Annotated in this window: 22 protein-coding genes; 14 read left to right on the forward strand and 8 right to left on the reverse strand. The window is 69.3% G+C overall.

Translation table 11 applies throughout. From position 1 onward, the window contains the following. Nucleotides 1-275: 275 nt before the first annotated feature. From BLR05_RS23110 to BLR05_RS23145, 9 genes are all read left to right on the forward strand, one after another. On the forward strand, nt 276-2,222 hold the full coding sequence (locus BLR05_RS23110) for an AMP-dependent synthetase/ligase (protein WP_092839509.1): 1,947 nt from the start codon (nt 276-278) through the stop codon (nt 2,220-2,222). Nucleotides 2,223-2,251: 29 nt separating this feature from the next. Next, nucleotides 2,252-3,043, forward strand: coding sequence for an ABC transporter ATP-binding protein (locus tag BLR05_RS23115; protein ID WP_092839513.1), 792 nt, complete (start codon nt 2,252-2,254; stop codon nt 3,041-3,043). Nucleotides 3,044-3,070: 27 nt separating this feature from the next. Then, complete coding sequence (locus BLR05_RS23120; protein ID WP_092839517.1) at nt 3,071-4,000, forward strand: branched-chain amino acid ABC transporter permease; 930 nt, start codon at nt 3,071-3,073, stop codon at nt 3,998-4,000. Further along, nucleotides 3,997-4,128: a hypothetical protein gene (locus BLR05_RS27550; RefSeq protein WP_264080740.1), complete on the forward strand. Its 132-nt coding sequence runs from the start codon at nt 3,997-3,999 to the stop codon at nt 4,126-4,128. The genes BLR05_RS23120 and BLR05_RS27550 overlap by 4 nt, the downstream gene beginning before the upstream one ends. A gap of 26 nt (nt 4,129-4,154) precedes the next feature. Continuing rightward, nucleotides 4,155-5,219, forward strand: coding sequence for a branched-chain amino acid ABC transporter permease (locus tag BLR05_RS23125; protein ID WP_019700159.1), 1,065 nt, complete (start codon nt 4,155-4,157; stop codon nt 5,217-5,219). Nucleotides 5,220-5,291: 72 nt separating this feature from the next. Then, complete coding sequence (locus BLR05_RS23130) at nt 5,292-6,614, forward strand: ABC transporter substrate-binding protein (RefSeq protein WP_092839520.1); 1,323 nt, start codon at nt 5,292-5,294, stop codon at nt 6,612-6,614. A gap of 271 nt (nt 6,615-6,885) precedes the next feature. Next, on the forward strand, nt 6,886-7,710 hold the full coding sequence (locus BLR05_RS23135; RefSeq protein WP_092839523.1) for an ABC transporter ATP-binding protein: 825 nt from the start codon (nt 6,886-6,888) through the stop codon (nt 7,708-7,710). Between the two features lie 266 nt (nt 7,711-7,976). Continuing rightward, on the forward strand, nt 7,977-9,224 hold the full coding sequence (locus BLR05_RS23140; protein ID WP_092839560.1) for a phenylacetate--CoA ligase family protein: 1,248 nt from the start codon (nt 7,977-7,979) through the stop codon (nt 9,222-9,224). A gap of 185 nt (nt 9,225-9,409) precedes the next feature. Next, nucleotides 9,410-10,402, forward strand: a complete 993-nt coding sequence (locus BLR05_RS23145) for a tripartite tricarboxylate transporter substrate-binding protein (protein ID WP_092839526.1) — start codon at nt 9,410-9,412, stop codon at nt 10,400-10,402. A gap of 140 nt (nt 10,403-10,542) precedes the next feature. Here BLR05_RS23145 and BLR05_RS23150 read toward each other — a convergent pair whose 3' ends face one another. From BLR05_RS23150 to BLR05_RS23160, 3 genes are read right to left on the reverse strand one after another with little or no spacing between them, the layout of a single operon-like run. After that, nucleotides 10,543-11,193 carry a PAS domain-containing protein gene (locus tag BLR05_RS23150; protein ID WP_092839529.1) on the reverse strand — a complete coding sequence of 217 codons (651 nt, stop codon included), beginning with the start codon at nt 11,191-11,193 and terminating at the stop codon, nt 10,543-10,545. Continuing rightward, a complete protein-coding gene (locus tag BLR05_RS23155; RefSeq protein WP_208606055.1) occupies nt 11,193-11,540 on the reverse strand; it encodes a PAS domain-containing protein in 348 nt (115 codons plus the stop codon). The genes BLR05_RS23150 and BLR05_RS23155 overlap by 1 nt, the downstream gene beginning before the upstream one ends. Then, nucleotides 11,468-11,953 carry a PAS domain-containing protein gene (locus BLR05_RS23160; RefSeq protein ID WP_208606056.1) on the reverse strand — a complete coding sequence of 162 codons (486 nt, stop codon included), beginning with the start codon at nt 11,951-11,953 and terminating at the stop codon, nt 11,468-11,470. Before BLR05_RS23160 ends, BLR05_RS23155 begins: the two co-directional genes overlap by 73 nt. 367 nt (nt 11,954-12,320) lie before the next feature. On the opposite strand from BLR05_RS23160, the gene BLR05_RS23165 reads away from it, so the two are divergent. Then, nucleotides 12,321-13,403 carry a Bug family tripartite tricarboxylate transporter substrate binding protein gene (locus tag BLR05_RS23165; protein WP_092839535.1) on the forward strand — a complete coding sequence of 361 codons (1,083 nt, stop codon included), beginning with the start codon at nt 12,321-12,323 and terminating at the stop codon, nt 13,401-13,403. Nucleotides 13,404-13,411: 8 nt separating this feature from the next. On the opposite strand, the gene BLR05_RS23170 is transcribed toward BLR05_RS23165, so the two are convergent. Both BLR05_RS23170 and BLR05_RS23175 read right to left on the reverse strand, forming a co-directional pair. Beyond that, nucleotides 13,412-13,747: a DUF1840 domain-containing protein gene (locus BLR05_RS23170; RefSeq protein WP_092839538.1), complete on the reverse strand. Its 336-nt coding sequence runs from the start codon at nt 13,745-13,747 to the stop codon at nt 13,412-13,414. A 37-nt stretch (nt 13,748-13,784) separates the two neighbouring features. After that, nucleotides 13,785-15,071, reverse strand: coding sequence for a class I SAM-dependent methyltransferase (locus BLR05_RS23175; RefSeq protein WP_092839541.1), 1,287 nt, complete (start codon nt 15,069-15,071; stop codon nt 13,785-13,787). Nucleotides 15,072-15,206: 135 nt separating this feature from the next. Here BLR05_RS23175 and BLR05_RS26690 point away from each other — a divergent pair, with 135 nt between their 5' ends. Further along, complete coding sequence (locus tag BLR05_RS26690) at nt 15,207-15,377, forward strand: hypothetical protein (protein WP_011793934.1); 171 nt, start codon at nt 15,207-15,209, stop codon at nt 15,375-15,377. A gap of 101 nt (nt 15,378-15,478) precedes the next feature. Here the strand turns inward: BLR05_RS26690 and BLR05_RS23180 are convergent, their stop codons facing one another. Beyond that, a complete protein-coding gene (locus BLR05_RS23180; RefSeq protein ID WP_192883848.1) occupies nt 15,479-15,946 on the reverse strand; it encodes an Lrp/AsnC family transcriptional regulator in 468 nt (155 codons plus the stop codon). Between the two features lie 92 nt (nt 15,947-16,038). Between BLR05_RS23180 and BLR05_RS23185 the strand changes: the two genes are divergently transcribed. After that, nucleotides 16,039-16,653 carry a LysE family translocator gene (locus BLR05_RS23185; RefSeq protein WP_092839544.1) on the forward strand — a complete coding sequence of 205 codons (615 nt, stop codon included), beginning with the start codon at nt 16,039-16,041 and terminating at the stop codon, nt 16,651-16,653. 25 nt (nt 16,654-16,678) lie between these two features. Here the strand turns inward: BLR05_RS23185 and BLR05_RS23190 are convergent, their stop codons facing one another. Further along, a complete protein-coding gene (locus BLR05_RS23190) occupies nt 16,679-17,383 on the reverse strand; it encodes a DNA-3-methyladenine glycosylase I (RefSeq protein WP_092839547.1) in 705 nt (234 codons plus the stop codon). 115 nt (nt 17,384-17,498) lie between these two features. Here BLR05_RS23190 and BLR05_RS23195 point away from each other — a divergent pair, with 115 nt between their 5' ends. Continuing rightward, a complete protein-coding gene (locus tag BLR05_RS23195; protein WP_092839550.1) occupies nt 17,499-18,647 on the forward strand; it encodes an aminopeptidase in 1,149 nt (382 codons plus the stop codon). A gap of 22 nt (nt 18,648-18,669) precedes the next feature. Here the strand turns inward: BLR05_RS23195 and BLR05_RS23200 are convergent, their stop codons facing one another. After that, nucleotides 18,670-18,924 carry an acyl-CoA-binding protein gene (locus BLR05_RS23200; RefSeq protein ID WP_092839553.1) on the reverse strand — a complete coding sequence of 85 codons (255 nt, stop codon included), beginning with the start codon at nt 18,922-18,924 and terminating at the stop codon, nt 18,670-18,672. Between the two features lie 28 nt (nt 18,925-18,952). Here BLR05_RS23200 and BLR05_RS23205 point away from each other — a divergent pair. Then, a partial coding sequence (locus tag BLR05_RS23205; protein WP_244160161.1) for a transposase occupies nt 18,953-19,289 on the forward strand: 337 nt, incomplete at its 3' end.

Raw genomic sequence — 19,289 nt, forward strand, 5'->3', positions numbered from 1 at the left:
TCAGCCCCGGGAGGAATACTAGGCATGCGGAATCGCCCGGGATCACCGGTCGGATTCATTTGGCTAATGCACTGCATACCGTGTACCCGTATCTGCCGCAACGAAGCCACCCGGCAAGCAGGGTTACACCCGTCAGGAGTTACCCCGAAATTGTCGTCGGCAAGACAGGATGGCGTCAAAGCGGTTCCTACCATGCGTTGCATTCCCGCGGATGGCGCGCCTGCCGACAGGCTCCGCCCCCTCCCGCTTCCTCCACCCTTCGGCAGGAACCCGGCATGAGCGATACCTTTCCCCGACTGCTGCTGCGCCACGCAGCCGAGCGCCCCCAGGCCGCGGCGCTGCGCGAGAAGGAATACGGCATCTGGCAGACCACGACCTGGGCGCGGCTCGCGCAACTGGTGGAGCAGCTCGCCGCAGGCCTGGACGCCGCAGGCCTCGCGCGCGGCGAGCACCTGGTGGTGATCGGCGCGAACCGCCCGCGGCTCTACGCCACGATGCTCGCGGCGCAGTCGCTGAGCGCCATCCCCGTGCCGCTCTACCAGGACGCCGTGGCGGCCGAATGCGTCTATCCGCTGAACAACGCCGAGGTGCGCTTTTGCGTGGTGGAGGACCAGGAGCAGGTGGACAAGCTGCTGGAGATCCGCGCGCAGTGCCCCGCCATCGCCGGCATCTTCTACGACGATCCGCGCGGCCTGCGCAACTATGCCGAGCCGGGCCTGCGGTCGATCGACGCGCTGCTGGAAGACGGCGAGCGCCTCGTGGCTGCCGCGCCGGGCTGGCTGGCCGCGCGTGCCGAGTCCGTGCAGCCCGATGACGTGGCCGCGATGTTCTTCACCTCCGGCACCACGGGCAATCCGAAGGGCGTGGTGCACACGCACGCCACCCTGCTGGACCGCGCCACGGCCGGCGCCGAGTTCGACCGGCTCACCGCCGCCGAGGACGTGCTGGCCTACCTGCCGCCCGCCTGGATCGGGCAGAACATCTTCAGCTATGCGCAGTGGCTGGCCTGCGGCTACGTGGTGAACTGCCCCGAGTCGGCCGCCACGGTGTCGATCGACTTGAAGGAGATCGGGCCCACCTACTACTTCGCGCCGCCGCGCATCTTCGAAGGACTGCTCACGAGCGTCACGATCCGCATGGAAGACGCGGGCGCGTTCAAGCGCTGGCTGTACCGCACCTGCATGGCGCACGCGCGCCGCGTGGGTCCGGCGCTGCAGAGCGGCCAGGCGGTGGGCTGGTGGGACCGGCTGCGCTACGCCGCGGGCGACCTGCTGGTCTATGGCCCCCTGCGCAATACGCTGGGCTTCTCGCGGGTGCGCGTGGCCTACACGGCCGGCGAGGCGATCGGGCCGGACCTGTTCACGTTCTACCGCTCGATCGGCATCAACCTCAAGCAACTCTACGGCTCCACCGAGACGGCGGTGTTCGTGTGCCTGCAGCCCGACGACGCGGTGCATGCCGACACCGTGGGCGTGCCGATCCGCGGCGTGGAGATCAAGGTGGACGGCAACGGCGAGATCCTCGTGAAGTCCGCGGGCCTGCTGCGCGGCTACTACAAGAACCCCGAGGCGACGGCCGAAGTGCTCACGCCGGACGGCTGGTACCGCACGAGCGATGCGGGCTTTCTGGCTGCGAGCGGCCAGCTCAAGATCATCGACCGCGTGAAGGACGTGGGGCGCCTCGCGGGCGGCGCGCACGACGGCGCGATGTTCGCGCCCAAGTATGTGGAGAACAAGCTCAAGTTCTTCCCCCACATCAAGGAGGCCGTGGCGCTCGGCAACGGCCGCGACAAGGTCTGCGCGCTGATCAACATCGATTTCGAGGCGGTGGGCAACTGGGCCGAGCGGCAGAACCTGCCGTATGCGGGCTACACCGACCTCGCCGCCAAGCCCGAGGTGCTGGCGCTGGTCCGCGACTGCGTGGAGAAGGTGAATGCCGACCTCGCGGCCGACGGCCTGCTCGCGGGCAGCCAGGTCGCCCGCTTCCTGGTGCTGCACAAGGAACTGGACGCCGACGACGGCGAACTCACGCGTACCAACAAGGTCCGCCGCGGCTTCATCGCCGACAAGTACGGCGTGCTGGTCGATGCGCTCTACGCGGGCCGCACCGAGCAGTTCATCGAGACGCAGGTGAAGTTCGAGGATGGGCGCACGGGCCGCGTGAGCGCCACGCTGCGCATCGAGGACGCGAAGACCTTCCCGCCCGTGCGGCAGGCCGCCTGACCCCGCGCCGCAGCGCAACGTACAACGCCATGACCACTCCCCCCAAGAAGACCGGCGACGTGATCCTCGACGTGCGCAACATCAGCCTGCGCTTCGGCGGGGTGAAGGCGCTCACCGACATCTCGTTCGACGTGCGCGAGCACGAGATCCGCTCCATCATCGGCCCGAACGGCGCCGGCAAGAGCTCGATGCTCAACTGCATCAACGGCGTCTATGCGCCGCAGGAAGGCTCCATCACCTTCCGCGGCAGGACCTTCGCCCACATGAACAGCCGCCAGGTGGCCGAGATGGGCGTGGCGCGCACCTTCCAGAACCTGGCGCTGTTCAAGGGCATGAGCGTGCTCGACAACATCATGTCCGGCCGCAACCTGAAGATCAAAAGCAACCTGCTGACGCAGGCTCTGCGCCTGGGGCCGGCGGTGGCCGAGGAGATCCGCCACCGCGAGGTGGTCGAGCGCATCATCGACTTCCTGGAGATCCAGGCCTGGCGCAAGGCGCCCGTGGGCCAGTTGCCCTACGGCCTGCAAAAGCGCGTGGACCTGGGCCGGGCCCTGGCCATGGAGCCGCAGGTGCTGCTGCTCGACGAGCCCATGGCCGGCATGAACGTGGAGGAGAAGCAGGACATGTGCCGCTTCATCCTCGACGTGAACGACGAGTTCGGCACCACCATCGTGCTGATCGAGCACGACATGGGCGTGGTGATGGACATCTCCGACCGCGTCGTGGTGCTCGACTACGGCAAGAAGATCGGCGACGGCACGCCCGAAGCCGTGCGCAACAACGAAGACGTGATCCGCGCCTACCTCGGCGCAGGCCACTAGGCACGCAGGACATCGGAGGCATACGCCATGGGTTTCTTTCTCGAAACGGTGTTCGGCGGCCTGATGGCCGGCATGCTCTACGCGCTCGTGGCGCTGGGGTTCGTGCTGATCTTCAAGGCCTCTGGGGTGTTCAATTTCGCGCAGGGCGCGATGGTGCTGTTCGCGGCGCTCGCGATGGCGCGCTTCGCCGAATGGCTGCCGCGCTGGCTGGGATTCGACAGCCTGCTGCTGGCCAACGTGCTGGCCTTCTGCGCGGCGGTGGCGTGCATGGTGGGCGTGGCCTGGCTGGTGGAGCGCCTGGCGCTGCGCCATCTCGTGAACCAGGAGCCGATCGCGCTGCTGATGGCCACGCTGGGCATCACCTACTTCCTCGACGGCGCGGGCCAGCTCATCTTCGGCAGCAGCACCTACAAGATCGACGTGGGCATGCCCAAGGACCCGATGATCGTGCTGGAGAACGTCTTCGAGGGCGGCCTGCTGCTCTCCAGGGAGGACCTCTATGCCGCCCTGGTGGCCGCCGCGCTCGTGGCGCTGCTTTCGCTCTTCTTCCAGAAGACGCGCACCGGCCGCGCGCTGCGTGCCGTGGCGGACGACCACCAGGCCGCGCAGTCCATCGGCATCCCGCTCTCGCGCATCTGGGTGATCGTGTGGTCGGTGGGCGGCATCGTCGCGCTCGTGGCCGGGATCATCTGGGGCAGCAAGCTGGGCGTGCAGTTCTCGATCTCGCTCGTGGCGCTCAAGGCCTTCCCGGTGGTGATCCTCGGCGGGCTCACCTCGGTGCCCGGCGCCATCGTGGGCGGCCTGCTGATCGGCGTGGGCGAGAAGGTGTCCGAGATCTACCTCGGGCCGTTCCTCGGCGGCGGCATCGAGAACTGGTTCGCCTACGTGCTCGCGCTGGGCTTCCTGCTGATCCGTCCGCAGGGACTGTTTGGCGACAAAATTATTGATCGCGTATGAAGTACGCGATCAATAATTTTGCGAAGTCGGCACCGGGTTCGCGCCGCGAATCCGGGCAGTGCGGCCATCGGCTGCACTGTGCGGGCGCAGCCCGCGCCCACGTGTACAAGATCATCGACCGCGTGTGAGCCGGTAGCACAAGGAGCCAAGCAACATGTTCTACCGCGAAAACGGACAGTTCAAGACCAGCTACCAGGCCGACCTGGCGCTGTTCCCCGTCGCCCAGGACCGCTGGGCCCTGCTCGCCCTGCTGGCGGTGGCCTTCGTCGGCGTGCCGCTGGTGGGCAGCGACTATTTCTTCCGCGCCGTTGCGGTGCCGTTCCTGATCCTGTCGCTCGCGGCGATCGGGCTCAACATCCTCGTGGGCTACTGCGGGCAGATCTCGCTGGGCACCGGCGCCTTCATGGCCGTGGGCGCCTATGCGGCCTACAACCTGCAGGTGCGCATCGAGGGCATGCCGCTGCTGCTCGCGCTGCTGGGCGGCGGGCTCTGCGCGACGGTGTTCGGCGTGCTGTTCGGCATTCCGAGCCTGCGCATCCGCGGGCTCTACCTGGCGGTGGCGACGCTCGCCGCGCAGTTCTTCACCGACTGGTTCACCAACCGCGTGAAATGGGTCACCAACGATTCGTCGTCGGGTTCGGTGAGCGTCGGCCACCTGCAGATCCTGGGCTTCGGCATCGAGACGCCCGTGCAGAAGTACCTGTTGTGCCTGGGGTTCGTCGCCGTGTTCGCGCTGCTGGCCAAGAACCTCGTGCGCGGCGCCGTCGGCCGCGAGTGGATGGCCATGCGCGACATGGACGTGGCCGCGGCCGTGATCGGCATCCGCCCGGTGTACGCCAAGCTCAGCGCGTTCGCGGTGAGCAGCTTCATCGTCGGCGTGGCCGGCGGCCTCTGGGGCTTCGTGCACCTCGGCTCATGGGAGCCCGCGGCCTTCGGCATCGACCGCTCTTTCCAGCTGCTGTTCATGGTGATCATCGGCGGGCTGGGCTCCATCGCCGGCAGCTTCTTCGGCGCGGCCTTCATCGTGCTGCTGCCGCTGCTGCTGAACTACGTGCCCCACTGGCTGGGGCTGCCGCTGTCCACCGGCACGGCCACGCACCTGGAGCACATGATCTTCGGCGCGCTGATCGTGTTCTTCCTCATCGTGGAGCCGCACGGCCTCGCGCGGCTGTGGTCCACCGCGCGGCAGAAGCTGCGCATCTGGCCGTTCCCGCACTGACCGGCGTCGCCGCCCCCCCACAGTTTTCCCCAACGCACCACCCGAGTGCCACACATCCCAAGGAGACATGCCATGCAACCCAGGAAGATCGCAACGATCGCCGCCGCCCTCGCGGCCGGCCTTTCCGCGCTCGCCACCGCGCCGCTGGCGCAGGCGCAGGCCGCGGGCGAGCAGTTCGTGCCGCTGCTCGTCTACCGCACCGGGCAGTTCGCGCCGCTCGGCATTCCCTGGGCGGACGGCAAGCAGGACTACCTCAAGCTCGTGAACGCGCGCGACGGCGGCGTGAACGGCGTGAAGCTCTCGTTCGAGGAATGCGAGACCGCCTACGACGCGGCCAAGGGCGTGGAATGCTACGAGCGCCTGAAGGGCAAGGGCGGCGGCGCCTCCGGCTTCGACACGCAATCGACCGGCATCACCTTCGCGGTGACCGACAAGGCCTTCGTGGACAGGATCCCCGTCGAGACCCCCGGCTACGGCCTCTCGCAATCGGCCGACGGCACGGTGTTCGAGTGGAACTTCCCGCTGCTGGGCACCTACTGGACCGCCGCCGACGTGATGCTGCAGGACATCGCCAAGAAGGAAAAGGGCAGCCTCAAGGGCAAGAAGATCGCGCTCGTCTATCACGACAGCCCCTACGGCAAGGAGCCGATCCCGCTGCTGCAAAAGCGCGCCGAGGCCGACGGCTTCACGCTCAGCACCTTCCCCGTCACGCCGCCCGGCGTGGAGCAGAAATCCACCTGGCTGCAGATCCGCCAGCAGAAGCCCGACTACGTGCTGTTCTGGTCGGCCGGCGTGATGACGCCCGCCGGCATCCGCGAGGCCCAGGCGAGCGGCTACCCGCGCGAGAAGATCTACGGCATCTGGTGGGCCGGCTCCGACCACGACGTGAAGGACATCGGCGCGGGCGCCAAGGGCTACAACGCCATCACCATCCACAACAGCGCCGCCAAGGACAAGGTGCACGACGACCTGAAGAAGTTCGTCTACGACAAGGGCCAGGGCACGGGTGCGCCGGCGGGCGTGGGCACGCTGGCGCACACGCGCGGGATGATGATCTCCATGCTGCAGGTGGAGGCGATCCGCGCAGCGCAGGAGAAGTATGGCAAGGGCAAGGTGCTCACGCCCGAGCAGGTGCGCTGGGGCTTCGAGAACCTGGATCTCTCGGCCGACAAGCTCAAGGCCCTGGGCTTCGGCGAAATCATGCGGCCCGTGAAGACCTCGTGCCAGAACCACATGGGCACCGACTGGGCGCGCATCGTGCAGTGGGACGGCGGCAAATGGAACATCCAGTCCGACTGGTACCAGGCCGACAAGACCCACATCGATCCGCTGGTGAAGGAGTATGCGGCGAAGTACGCGAAGGACAAGAACATCAAGCCAAAAACCTGCGGGTGACATCCCCCTGAGCGGCTGCGCCGCTCCGCGCTGCCGCCAGAGGCGATTGCCCTTCGTGCACGTCCAAGCCTGCGCAGGCAGGCTCGGAGCCGCGGCACTCAGCCCCTTCTCTCGGCCCGCTGCGCGGTCCGGGAAGGGGGACGACACCCTCGGTGCGGGGCGGCCCTTCCTCGGTGTCTCTCGTACCCCATGCCCAAGGCAGCGCCGCACTCCACTATGCGCCACGCCTCGGAGCGCACAGCCAATTCACACCATGCCCATGGAGCCAGCCATGACCACAGCCCCGCCATCCGCCAGTGAACCGCTGCTCGTCGTCAACGGCATCGAGGTGATCTACCACCATGTGATCCTCGTGCTCAAGGGCGTGTCGCTTTCGGTGCCGGAGGGCGCGGTCGTCGCGCTGCTGGGCGGCAACGGCGCGGGCAAGACGACGACGCTGCGGGCGGTGTCCAACCTGCTCGCGGGTGAGCGCGGCGAGGTGACGAAAGGCAGCATCGAGCTGCGCGGCGAGCGCATCGAAAAGCTCTCGCCCGCCGCGCTGGTGGACCGCGGGGTGGTGCAGGTGATGGAGGGGCGGCACTGCTTCGCCCACCTGAGCATCGAAGAGAACCTGCTCACGGGCGCCTACACGCGCACCGACCGCGGCGAGATCGCGGCGAACCTGGAGAAGGTGTATGCCTATTTCCCGCGGCTGAAGACGCGGCGCACGAGCCAGGCGGCCTACACCTCGGGCGGCGAGCAGCAGATGTGCGCCATCGGCCGCGCGCTGATGGCCAACCCGCGCATGGTGCTGCTGGACGAGCCCTCGATGGGCCTGGCGCCGCAGATCGTGGAGGAGGTCTTCCACATCGTGCGCGACCTGAACGCCCGGGAGAAGGTCACCTTCCTGCTGGCCGAGCAGAACACGCACATGGCGCTGAGATACGCCGACTATGGCTACATCCTGGAGAACGGCCGCGTCGTGATGGACGGCGCCGCCAGCGACCTCGCCAGCAACGAGGACGTGAAGGAGTTCTACCTCGGCATGGGCGGCGGGGAGCGCAAGAGCTTCAAGGATGCCAAGAGCTACAAGCGGCGCAAGCGCTGGTTGGCCTGATATGGAACTCACCCCCCTGAGCGGCTGCGCCGCTTCCCCCCGCTCTCGCCGTACTGCGTACGGCGGGCAGGGGGACGACGCCAGTGGCCCGGCGAAGCCGGTTCCACGGCGTCTGCTGGCGTGGCCTGCTCCGCGGCCATTTGACGGGTGGCGCTGCGGCGGTTTCCGGGGCCGTGAGCCCAGCTGAGTACCGGAAGCGCGCAGCCTGGTTTACGCACTATTTCTGTTGACGATGTTTGCACAACCGCATGGATGAAGGCATGAGCATGATGGATTCCTACGACGCCCTCGAAACCCGTTCGCCGGAGGAGCGCGAGGCGGCGCTGATGGCGGCGTTGCCGGCGCAGGTGGCGCATGCGCGGTCGGCGACGGCGGCGTTCGCAGAGATCCTGGCGCAGGTGGATGCGCGGGCGGTGGACAGCCGCGGCGCGCTGGCCGCGTTGCCGGTCACGCGCAAGCACGAACTGCTGGAGCGGCAGCAGGCGGGGCGGGCGGTGAACCCGTTCGGAGGGTTCAGCGCACTGGCGTTCGGGCCGGCGATGCCGCGGGTGTTCGCGAGCCCGGGCACGCTCTACGAGCCCGAAGGCCGACGCGCCGATTACTGGCGCATGGCGCGTGCGATCCATGCGGCGGGGTTCCGCGCGGGCGAACTGGCGCACAACTGCTTCAGCTACCACTTCGTGCCCGCGGGCGCCATGATGGAAGGCGGCGCGCAGGCCGTGGGCTGCACCGTGTTCGCGGGCGGCACGGGCCAGACCGAGCAGCAGGTGCAGGCGATGGCCGAGCTGCGGCCGGCGGGCTACATCGGTACGCCGAGCTTCCTGCGCATCCTGCTGGAGAAGGCGGCCGAGATGGGCATCGCGCTGCCGCACCTTGCCAAGGCGCTGGTGTCGGGCGAGGCGCTGCCGCCGTCGCTGCGCGACTGGTTCGCCGGGCGCGGCGTGGCAGCCTTCCAGTGCTATGCCACGGCCGACCTCGGCCTGATCGCCTACGAGACCGCCGCGCGCGAGGGCCTCGTGCTCGGCGAGGACGTGATCGTGGAAATCGTGCGTCCGGGCACCGGCGACCCCGTGCCCGACGGCGAGGTGGGCGAGGTGGTGGTGACCACCCTCAACCCCGACTACCCGCTGGTGCGCTTCGGCACCGGCGACCTCTCCGCCGTGCTGCCCGGCCCCTGCCCCACGGGCCGCACGAACCGGCGCATCCGCGGCTGGCTGGGCCGAGCGGACCAGACCACCAAGGTGCGCGGCATGTTCGTACACCCCGGCCAGGTGGCCGAGGTGGCGCGGCGCTTTCCGCAGGTGGCGCGCGCGCGCCTGGTGGTGGGCGGGGAGATGGCCAACGACACGCTCGTGCTGCGCGTGGAGACGACGGAAACCGCGGGCGGCCTGGCCGACCGGCTGGCCGCCGCGGTGCGCGAGGTGACCAAGCTGCGCGCCGACATCGAGATGCTCGCGCCGGGTGCTTTGCCCAACGATGGCCGCGTGATCGAAGACGCGCGCAGTTACCGTTGACGGCCCCTGCCACGGTTGCATTGCACAGAGCTTACACTCACTTTTTTATAGCAAAAAATCCAATGGATACGGTAGCATTCGTGTAAAAAAGCTTAAAACCCTGGGGTCCGCAGCCTCAGTGATTACCTTGATGTGACACCGAAAGGCCGTGACTATCATGGCCCGTCTTCAAGTCAAGGATCGCCATGAAAACCATATTCAAGACCGCGCTGCTGGCCGCTGCCGCAGCCGCCGTGTTCGGTGCCCAGGCCCAGCAGGCCTTCCCCTCCAAGGACAAGACGGTGACCATCGTCGTGCCCTTCGCGGCCGGCGGCCCGACCGACCGCGTCGCCCGCGACCTGGCCGAAGCCATGCGCAAGCCGCTCGGCGGCGTGAGCGTGGTGATCGACAACGCCGCCGGCGCCGGCAGCAGCATCGGCACCGCCAAGGTGGCCCGTGCCGCTCCCGACGGCTACACGCTGCTGCTCAACCACATCGCCATGGCCACGATGCCGGCGCTCTACCGCAAGCTGCCGTTCAACGTGCCCACCGACTTCGAGTACCTGGGCATCGTGAACGACGTGCCCATGACGCTCATCGGCCGCCCCTCGCTGCCGGCGAACAACTACAAGGAGCTCGCGACCTGGATCGAGCAGAACAAGGGCAAGATCAACCTGGGCCACGCCGGCCTGGGCGCCGCCTCGCACCTGTGCGGCCTGCTCTACCAGAACGCGCTCAAGGTCGAGATGACCACCGTCGCCTACAAGGGCACCGCCCCCGCCATCACCGACCTGATCGGCGGCCAGATCGACCTGCTCTGCGACCAGACGACCAATACCACCTCGCAGATCGAGGCCAAGAAGGTCAAGGCCTATGCGGTCACCACGGCCAAGCGCCTCTCCACGCCGTCGCTCAAGGACCTGCCCACGCTGGCCGAGTCCGGCGTGAAGGACTTCCAGGTCACCATCTGGCACGGCCTCTACGCACCCAAGGGCACGCCCGCCGAAGTGGTGGCCAGGCTCAACGAAGCCCTCAAGGCCGCGCTGAAGGATCCCGACTTCATCAGGAAGCAGGAAGGCCTGGGCGCCGTGGTGGCCTCCGACCAGCGCGTCGAGCCCGCCGAGCACAAGAAGTTCGTGCAGGCCGAGATCAACAAGTGGGGGCCCATCATCAAGGCCGCCGGCACCTACGCGGACTGACGCCGGTCCATCCAGCATCTGCCGGACCTTGCAGGCCAGCGCTTCGATGGTGAACGGCTTGGCCATCATGTCCACCCCCGGCCCGGGGAACTCGCTGCGCACGCCCGCCTGATCCGCGTAGCCGGTGATGAAAAGCACCTTCAGCCGGGGTGGCGCCGGCGGGCGACATCGGCCAGCTGCCTGCCGCTCATGCCCGGCAGGTCCACGTCGGTGATCAGCAGGTCGGGAGTGCCCAGCGCGTCCATCGCCTGAAGCGCCGCGGGCGCATCGACGGCCTCGTGCGCCACGTAGGCAAGGCGTTCTCGGGCTGGTTGAGGTCGCTGCGGACCGTGCCGAGCCCCGGGGCCAGCGACAGCGCGAGCCGGATGTTCTCGCCCAGGGTGCGCCGCAGCATCTCCTCCATGCCCAGGACGAGCGCGTTGGCGTCCACGTGCTGGAGATCGAGCGTCTGCTTGCGCGAGAACGCCAGCAGGCGGTGGACGAGCGATGCCGCCGGTGAGCTGGCCGATGGCCTCCATCTTCTGGCTCTGGCGCAGCCGTTCCTCGACCCTGCGCTGCTCGGTAACGTCGCGCCCGTAGCTGCCGTCGCGGCAGCGCAAGCGGTTCTCGAAACGCAGGGTCGTGTGGCCCTGGTCGAGCCGGCGCAGCTCGGCGATGGTCGGGTCGCGGTCCTCCGGATGCACCAGGTCGAGGAAGTGGGACCGCAGCAGGACCTCCTCGGGCCAGCCCGGCATGGAACCCCACGCGTCGTTGACCGCCAGGAGCCGGCCATTCGCATCGCACACGTCCATCACGTCGGTGGACAGGTGCCGGATCCGGTCCGGTCGGCGGCCTGCTCGACTACCCGGGCCTTGAGGTTGTCGTTGAGCTGCCCGAGTTCGCGCACGGCATTGTCGCGCTCGATGTTGAGGCGCTCGAGCTCCGTGCGGTCGCGCAGGATCTTGACGAATCCTTGCACCTGGCCCGCCTCGTCCTTCAGGGGCGTCATCTCGCCGCCGGCCCAGAAGCGCTGACCGTCCTTGCACAGATGCCATCGCTCGCCGCCGGCCGAGCCGTGCAGGAGCGTCAGGCGCCTTTCCTCGCGCGGGCGGCGGTCCGCGGGCTGGCCGAGCATCTCCGCTTCCCTCCAGCCGAGCAACGCGCAGGCCCCCTCGTTCCAGCTGGTGGCCAGGCCCGCGCGCTGTCGAGGATCTGGCGGTTCCTGCGCTCCTCGCGGACACGGCCCTGCTCGGCCAGCACGAGGCGGGTGGTCTCGGTCACCACCAGGAAAATCCCCCGGACCCGGCCCTCGTCGTCCCAGATGGGGCTGTGGCAGTGCGTGAAATAGGCCTCGCGCGCCGCTCCGTCGCGGTCGGGCGTGTAGCGCGCGTCCTCGGTGTAGAAGCTCTCCCCGGCCAGCACCTTCGTGAAGAACGGCTCCAGCTGGTCCCACATCTCGGACCACCAGTCGAAGGCCGGCTCCCCCAGATGCCCCGGGTGCTTGCGGCCCAGGCTCGCGTCGTACGCGTCGTTGTAGAAGGTGCGCAGCCGGTCGCCCCAGTGGACCATCATCGGGAACCGGGAACTGAGCGTGGTGCGTACGGCCGCCTTGAGCTCCGGCGGCCAGCCATGGGGATCGCCGAGCGCGTGGCGGCTCCAGTCGATGGCACGCAGAAGCCTGGCGCACCCCCCTCCCGTGAAGGGGAAACGGGCTGCGCGGGTCGGTGTCGGATGCAGGAGGGGCGGACATGGACGTTCTCGGGACGCAGGGCGGCTCCGGGAATTTCCAGGGGTATGTATGCCGGGCGGTTCCGGATTTTCTCAAAGAGTGCCGGCCGGGGCACATTCCACGCGGCTTCAGGGTTATCCATCTGCCGCCGCCGCGGCCCCCGGCCTACAACGAAACCACCGATCCCCGGTTTCCGAAAGGCCCTCTCCCATGCCCCTGTCCGCCGACGCATCGACCTCCCGCCGCCCACGCGCCCATGCCGCTGCCGCCGTGCAGGAGGCCGCCGTGCGCCGCCGCCGCGCCACCGTCCTGGGTTGCGCGCTGCTCGCAGGCGCCGCACTCGCGCCCTGGCAATCCCCTGCGCGCGCCGACACGTGGCCGTCCAAGCCCGTGCGCATCGTCGTGCCCTTCGCCCCGGGCGGCACCACCGACATCCTCGCGCGGGCCGTCGCGCCCGAGCTGGGCCGCGCCTTCGGCCAGCAGTTCGTGGTGGACAACCGCGCGGGCGCGGGCGGCAACATCGGCGCGGAGATCGTCGCCAAGTCGCCGGCCGACGGCTACACGCTGCTCATGGGCACCGTGGGCACGCACGGCATCAACCGCGCGCTCTACGGCAAGCTGCCCTACGACCCCATCAAGGACTTCGTACCGATCACCCTGGTGGCCGCGGTGCCGAACGTGATGGAGGTCAACGCCGAGAAGGCCCGCGCGCAGGGCATCTCGAGCGTGCAGGACTTCATCCGCTACGCCAAGGCCCATCCCGGCCAGCTGAACATGGCCTCCAGCGGCAACGGCACTTCTATCCACCTCGCGGGCGAGCTGTTCAAGAGCATGACGGGCACCTACATGCTGCACATGCCCTACCGCGGCTCGGGGCCGGCCCTGCTGGACATGGTGGGCGGCAACATGGACGTGATGTTCGACAACCTGCCCTCCTCCATGGCGCAGATCAAGGCGGGCAAGCTCAAGGCACTGGCGGTGACCAGCGCGACCCGGTCCCCGGCGCTGCCGGACGTGCCCACCGTGGAGGAGGCCGGCGGCCCGGCGCTCAAGGGCTACGAGGCCAGTTCATGGTTCGGCCTGCTGGCCCCGGCGGGTACGCCCGCCGACATCGTCAGCCGCATTCAGCAGGAGACCGCCAAGGCGCTGGCGTCGCCTGCGGTGAAGGAGCGCCTGCTGGCACAGGGCGCCATTCCCGGCGGCAACACGCCGGCCGAGTTCGCGCGGCACATCCAGGCCGAGCACGCCAAGTGGGCCCGCGTGGTGCAGGCCTCGGGCGCCAAGGTGGATTGAGCGGCGCGCTACCAGGTGACCTCGCGCCCCTCGGCGGCGCTGCGGCGCAGCATGTCGATGAAGGGGGCCGCACGCTGGCGCAGGCGCACCGCCTCGGCGGGATCGCCCCGCTCCTCGCGGCCCTCGGCGGCCGCATCGTCCTGCACCTCGCCGCTCTCGGCGCGGCGGGCCTCGTCGGCGGCCACCGCGGCCTCCAGCGCCTGGATGGCCGCGGGAATCTGCTCGGCCGTGATGATGCCGTGCGCATCGTCGGGGGACTTGCCGATCGCCTGCAGGATCTGGCGGCCGTGGGACTGCAGCATGATGATGTCGGCCGTGGCGCGGGACTTGAATTTGTAGAGCATGGATCGGGAAGGGGACAGGTAGGAAGGCAGGGCCTGGTCAGGAAGCGCGCGGCAGGCCCTCGTACATGTAGCCGCGCTGGAAAGGGTAGCCGGACTGCGCACCCGGCATGGGGCCGGAATCGGTGCGGCCGTCGGGCCGGATGGCAAGCATCTGGTGCAGCGCCATCCAGCCGCGCTCGAATCCCATGGCGCTGCCGGCCAGGTAGAGGCGGTAGGCGCGCAGCACCCTGGCCCCGCGATCGGCACCGGCCTCTTGCGCCAGGATGGCCTCGGCCTCGCCGAGGCGCTCCTCCAGCGCGTCCGACCAGGCCCAGAGCGTGCGCGCATAGTGCGGGCGCAGGTTCTCGGTATCGACCATTTCCAGGCCGGCGCCGGCCATGTCGTGCAGCACGGCGCCCACGTGCACCAGTTCGCCGCCGGGAAAGATGTATTTCTCGATGAAGTCGCCCATGCCGGCACCGAGCTGGTCGTTGTCCACGCCGCCCGCGGTGATGCCGTGGTTGAGCAGCATCCCGCCAGGGCGCAGCAGGCCGTGCACGCAGGCGAAATACTCCGGCAGGCGCGCCCGCCCCACATGCTCGAACATGCCCACGGAGGCGATTCTGTCGAAAGGCCGCTGTGCGGTGCGCGGCAGGTCGCGGTAGTCGCACAGCAGCATGCGCACCCGGCCGGACAGGCCCTTCTCCTCGATGAGCCGCGCCACGTGCGCGTGCTGGTTGCGCGAGAGCGTGATGCCGGTACCTTCCACGCCGTAGTGCTCCGCGGCCCAGAGCAGCAGCCCGCCCCAGCCCGCGCCGATGTCCAGGAAGCGGTCGCCCGGCGCGAGGCGCAGCTTGCGGCAGATGTGGTCCAGCTTGGCCTCCTGCGCCCGGGCGAGGGTCATGTCCGTGTCGCGGTAGTAGGCGCAGGAATACACGCGGCGCGGATCCAGCCACAGGGCGTAGAAGCGGTCGGAGAGGTCGTAGTGGAACTGGATCTGCCGCGCGTCCCGGCCCAGGGTGTGCAGGCGGTAGGAGCGGATGCGGTGCGCCAGCGCGGCGCCCCAGTGGGACGCCCCGTGCGCCGGATCGCCCCGCAGCAGGGCGCCGGCCGCGGCCATGAGGTCGCGCACGCGCCCTTCCATGGCCACGCGGCCCTCCACGATGGCCGCACCCACGTCGCCCACCTTGCCCCGCGCGAGGGCGGCGAGCGCCATCGCGTCGCGGAAGCGCAGCACCACGCGTGCGTCGCGCACGCCCAGCCGCTCGCCCCCGGGCAGCTCCAGCGCGAGCCCGACCGGCGACGCGGCCAGCCGCTCTTCCAGGGCGCGCAGCAGGGGATTCATGGGGCGGATGTTGGACCTCGCCATGGCGAGCGTCAATGGCAACTGTCTTACAAACCCGGCCGCCAGAACGCCCTCCGGCGCGTCTATGGCTTAATAGAGGGTTTTCACAGCACGTTCCAGCAGGAGTCACTCACCATGGGCAACAAGATCGTTACCGAAGCCGACCGCAAGCGCACCCCCCAACCGAAGCCGCTGCCCGGCATGTCCCTGCCCACCGGTGGCCGCGGCCAGCGCGTGAGCCTGGAGCGCGGCGTCGCCACGCGCAGCAAGAAGAACCCCGGCAAGCGCTCCAAGAAGGGCGGCTGAGCCCTGCGAGGCGGCAGGCCCGCGCCGGCGCTGCCCCCTTGCATCCCCCTTGCACCGAAGCCCTCGCCAGCGAGGGCTTTTTCTTTGGCGGCCCGGGCGCCTCAGCCGGCCGCCCCGCCCGCGGACCGGAGGCCGCGCCGCGGAATGGGCGTGGACATGATGATGGCGGTGCGTGTTTCCCCCCAGCGGTTGATGTCCCCGAGGAAACCTTCGAGCGCGGAAAGGCTGGAGACCGCCACTGCCATCAGGTAGGAATCGGCGCCGGTGACATGGTGGCACTCCAGCACCTCCGGCCGGGCCCGCAGCGCCTCCAGCAGCGCCTGCTTGTGCGGCTGCGCCGTGGTGATGCCGACGACCGCCTGCACGGGCAGGCCCAGCCTGACGGGATCGAGGTCGGCATGGATGCCCCGGACGATGCCTGCCTCCTGCAGCCGCCGGATGCGCTCCGCCGTGGCAGCGACGGACAGCCCGGCGGCCCGCGCCAGCGTCTTGAGCGGGGCGCGGCCATCGGCCTGCAGCGCCTCGATCAGTTTCCAGCCGCGGGGGTCGAGATGCAGTGATTCGGTCATGGGCACCTTCCACGAGAAAAAGAATGGCCAGACCGCATGATGGCCGTAAAAAGGCGCTTCGGCCGTGGCGTGCCCCTTCCTACGATCGGGGCATGGATCCTCTGCACATCTTCCTGTCCTCCATGGCGATCGGCCTGTCGATCGCGGCGCCGGTAGGGCCCATCGGCCTGCTGGTCATCCAGCGCAGCCTGAACACCGGCCCGCGCGCGGGGCTGGCCACCGGGCTGGGCGCCGCCGCGGCGGACGGCATCTACGGGGCCGTGGGGGCGTTCGGCGTGCACGGGCTGGTGGACACCCTGGTGGCCGTGCGCGTCCCGCTGGCGCTGGCCGGCGCGGCCTTCCTGCTGTGGATGGCCTGGCGGATCGTCCGCGCACCGGCACCCGCAGCCTCCGCGGCGGCGCCGGAGAGCGCGGGCCTGTGGCGGCATTTCACGGGCACCTTCCTGCTCACGCTATCCAATCCGGCCACCATCCTGTCGTTCGTCGCGATCTTCGGGGCGGCGGCAGCCCGTGGCGGAACCGCCATGCCCGGCACCATGGTGCTCGGCGTGGTGGCGGGCTCGGCGCTGTGGTGGATCGGCCTCAGCACCGTGGTGGGCCATCTGCGCGCACGTTTCGGCCGGCGCTCGCGCCAGGCCGTCGGCCATGCGAGCGCGGCGATGCTCGCGGCGTTCGCCCTCTGGCAGCTGGCCGGGATCGCGCGCTGACCGGCGCAGCCCGGTGGAACGCGGGTCAGCGGGGGCCGGGCACCTGGAACGCGGCGCGCGCGGCCAGGGCTGCCTCGCGCGTGGCGCAGCCCTCGATATGGTCGTTGACCAGGCCCATGGCCTGCATGAAGGCGTACATCGTGGTGGGCCCGACGAAGCCGAAGCCGCGCTTTTTCAGGTCCTTCGACAGCGCCACGGCGGCCGGTGCGGTGGTGAGCGACTTCGCGGCCGCCAGCGTGAGCCGTTCGGGCCGCCCCTCGGCCACGGCCGTTGCGAAGCGCCACACGTAGTGCGCCAGGCTGCCGAATTCGCGCCGCAGCTCCAGCACGTGGCGCGCATTGCGGATGGCCGACTCGATCTTGCCGCGGTGGCGCACGATGCCTGGATCGGCCAGCAGGCGCGCCACCTCGGCCTCGCCGAAATCCGCCATGCGCTCGGCATCGAAGTTCGCGAACCCCGCGCGGAAGGCTTCGCGCTTGTTGAGGATGGTGATCCAGCTCAGGCCGGCCTGGAAGCCTTCCAGGCAGAGCTTTTCGAACAGGCGCCGGTCGTCGCTCACCGGGAAGCCCCATTCATGGTCGTGGTAGTGGCGGTAGAGCGGCGTGGCGCGGCACCAGAAGCAGCGCGCAGGTTCGGCCAGGCCTTCCGCGAACAGCCCTTCGGGCAATGCGGGAGCGGCGGCCACGGTGGGCGCCGGTTCGGCGGCAGGCGCAATGGGGTCGTGGGGCATGGCGCCATTCTAGGGAGCCGCGGCCGGGAACCGGCCACCGCTCCGTACACTCCACCGTGCTCCTGCGGGCCGCTCCACTTCCACTTCACGCCCGCTGTGCGCCCGACCCTGCCCCATGCATTTCCTGCCCCCATCCCCTGCCCGCACTGCGCGCCTCGCGGCTGTCGGCCTCGCGGGCGCCCTGCTCGCGGGCTGCGCCCATACCGGCGACACGCTCGGCTACTACTGGCAATCGGTACGCGGCCACCTGCAGATCATGCGCGCGGCGGAGCCGGTGGACGACTGGATCGCGCGGCCGGACACCGCAGAGCCGCTGCGGACCCGGCTGGAACTCGCCCGGAAGGCGCGGGCGTTCGCGGTCACGGAGCTGCACCTGCCCGACAACGCCAGCTACCGGCGCTATGCCGACCTGGGCCGCCATGCGGCCGTCTGGAACGTGGTGGCCGCGCCGCCCGATTCGCTCACGCTGCACACCTGGTGCTTTCCCATCACCGGCTGCATAGGCTACCGGGGCTATTTCGCGGAAGGCGACGCACGGGCGCAGGCCGCACGTCTCGCCGCGGACGGGCTGGAGACGGCCGTGTACGGCGTGCCCGCTTATTCCACGCTGGGCTACACCAACTGGCTGGGCGGGGATCCGCTGCTCAATACCTTCATCGGCTGGCCCGAGGGAGAGTTCGTGCGGCTGCTGTTCCACGAACTGGCCCACCAGGTGGTCTATGCCAACGGCGACACGATGTTCAACGAATCGTTCGCCACGGCGGTCGAGCGGCTCGGGGTCGCCCGCTGGCTCGCCGAGCGCGCCACGCCGCAGGCGCGGGCCGAATATGCGCTGGGCGATGAACGGCGCGCCGCGTTCCGGGGCCTGGCCCGCGACACGCGCGAGCGGCTGGCGGCGATCTACGCCCGGGAGGCCGGTGCCTCCGACCTGCCCGGACACAAGCGCGGGGCGATGGAACAATTCCGCGCCCGGTACGCCGCGCTGCGTGCCGGCTGGCTGACGCAGGGCACGCAGCCCGCGCAGATCGCGGGCTACGACCGCTGGGTGGCCGAAGCCAACAACGCGGCCTTCGGGGCGCAGGCTGCCTACGACGAGCTCGTGCCCGCCTTCGAGGCGCTGTTCGAGCGGGAGGGGCGCGACTGGCCGCGGTTCTACCAGGCCGTGCGCCGGCTGGCCGCGCTGCCGCCGAATGAACGGCTGCGGGAGCTGTGCGCCGCGCTGCCGGCGCCGGGCGGGGCAGTGCCCCCGCCAACTGCGGATTGATGCGGTCGCCGCGCGGCGGCGATCAGCTCAGCGATTCGATCAGGTCGATGTACTGCTGCTTCGCCGCATCGCCGTCCGTGCCCTTGAGCCTGGTCCACGCGTCCCACTTGGCGCGGCCCACGACATCGGAGAAGCCGGGCCGGGCCTCGGCGTTGTCGCCCGCGGTGGCCTGCTTGTAGAGCGCGTAGATCTTGAGCAGCGTCGGGTTGTCCGGGCGCTCGCTGAGGTTCTTGGACTGGGCCACGGCGGCTTCGAAGGCGGCATTCAGGTCGGACATGGGAAAGCGTGTCTCCGGGTGGGTTGGAATGGATATCTTAGAGCCTGTTTACGATCTTTTTAGAGCCGACAATTGCTTGGTGAAAAGAAAGCCCTACCCAAGCGACATAAGCAGAGAGAAGTTCGCCGAGATCGAGCCCTTGTTGCGCAGCGTTCGGCGCAGTACCAAGCCCATAGAGCTGGATCTCTACGAGGTGTTCTGCGCGGTGCTCTACCTACTGCGCACAGGCTGTCAGTGGAGGTTTCTTCCGCCGGAGTTTCCCAAGTGGCAGAACGTGTATGCGTACTGGCGCAAGTGGAGCGAGCCTGACCTGCACGGGATAAGCGTGCTGGAGCAGGCCCTCAAAAAATCAGGTTGGCGCGGCC

The organism is Paracidovorax cattleyae, assembly GCF_900104515.1.
Lineage (GTDB): Bacteria > Pseudomonadota > Gammaproteobacteria > Burkholderiales > Burkholderiaceae_C > Paracidovorax > Paracidovorax cattleyae.

What these genes read in the sequence shown, in the direction of transcription:
- BLR05_RS23125 (WP_019700159.1), top strand. Translation starts at nt 4,155, where the DNA reads ATGTTCTACCGCGAAAACGGACAGTTCAAGACCAGCTACCAGGCCGAC.
- BLR05_RS23200 (WP_092839553.1), bottom strand. Translation starts at nt 18,924, where the DNA reads ATGTCCGACCTGAATGCCGCCTTCGAAGCCGCCGTGGCCCAGTCCAAG.
- BLR05_RS23165 (WP_092839535.1), top strand. Translation starts at nt 12,321, where the DNA reads ATGCCCCTGTCCGCCGACGCATCGACCTCCCGCCGCCCACGCGCCCAT.
- BLR05_RS27550 (WP_264080740.1), top strand. Translation starts at nt 3,997, where the DNA reads ATGAAGTACGCGATCAATAATTTTGCGAAGTCGGCACCGGGTTCGCGC.
- BLR05_RS23170 (WP_092839538.1), bottom strand. Translation starts at nt 13,747, where the DNA reads ATGCTCTACAAATTCAAGTCCCGCGCCACGGCCGACATCATCATGCTG.
- BLR05_RS23145 (WP_092839526.1), top strand. Translation starts at nt 9,410, where the DNA reads ATGAAAACCATATTCAAGACCGCGCTGCTGGCCGCTGCCGCAGCCGCC.
- BLR05_RS23120 (WP_092839517.1), top strand. Translation starts at nt 3,071, where the DNA reads ATGGGTTTCTTTCTCGAAACGGTGTTCGGCGGCCTGATGGCCGGCATG.
- BLR05_RS23195 (WP_092839550.1), top strand. Translation starts at nt 17,499, where the DNA reads ATGCATTTCCTGCCCCCATCCCCTGCCCGCACTGCGCGCCTCGCGGCT.
- BLR05_RS23180 (WP_192883848.1), bottom strand. Translation starts at nt 15,946, where the DNA reads ATGACCGAATCACTGCATCTCGACCCCCGCGGCTGGAAACTGATCGAG.
- BLR05_RS23190 (WP_092839547.1), bottom strand. Translation starts at nt 17,383, where the DNA reads ATGCCCCACGACCCCATTGCGCCTGCCGCCGAACCGGCGCCCACCGTG.
- BLR05_RS23135 (WP_092839523.1), top strand. Translation starts at nt 6,886, where the DNA reads ATGACCACAGCCCCGCCATCCGCCAGTGAACCGCTGCTCGTCGTCAAC.
- BLR05_RS23130 (WP_092839520.1), top strand. Translation starts at nt 5,292, where the DNA reads ATGCAACCCAGGAAGATCGCAACGATCGCCGCCGCCCTCGCGGCCGGC.
- BLR05_RS23115 (WP_092839513.1), top strand. Translation starts at nt 2,252, where the DNA reads ATGACCACTCCCCCCAAGAAGACCGGCGACGTGATCCTCGACGTGCGC.
- BLR05_RS23110 (WP_092839509.1), top strand. Translation starts at nt 276, where the DNA reads ATGAGCGATACCTTTCCCCGACTGCTGCTGCGCCACGCAGCCGAGCGC.
- BLR05_RS23175 (WP_092839541.1), bottom strand. Translation starts at nt 15,071, where the DNA reads ATGAATCCCCTGCTGCGCGCCCTGGAAGAGCGGCTGGCCGCGTCGCCG.
- BLR05_RS23160 (WP_208606056.1), bottom strand. Translation starts at nt 11,953, where the DNA reads ATGATGGTCCACTGGGGCGACCGGCTGCGCACCTTCTACAACGACGCG.
- BLR05_RS23150 (WP_092839529.1), bottom strand. Translation starts at nt 11,193, where the DNA reads ATGGACGTGTGCGATGCGAATGGCCGGCTCCTGGCGGTCAACGACGCG.
- BLR05_RS23140 (WP_092839560.1), top strand. Translation starts at nt 7,977, where the DNA reads ATGATGGATTCCTACGACGCCCTCGAAACCCGTTCGCCGGAGGAGCGC.
- BLR05_RS26690 (WP_011793934.1), top strand. Translation starts at nt 15,207, where the DNA reads ATGGGCAACAAGATCGTTACCGAAGCCGACCGCAAGCGCACCCCCCAA.
- BLR05_RS23185 (WP_092839544.1), top strand. Translation starts at nt 16,039, where the DNA reads ATGGATCCTCTGCACATCTTCCTGTCCTCCATGGCGATCGGCCTGTCG.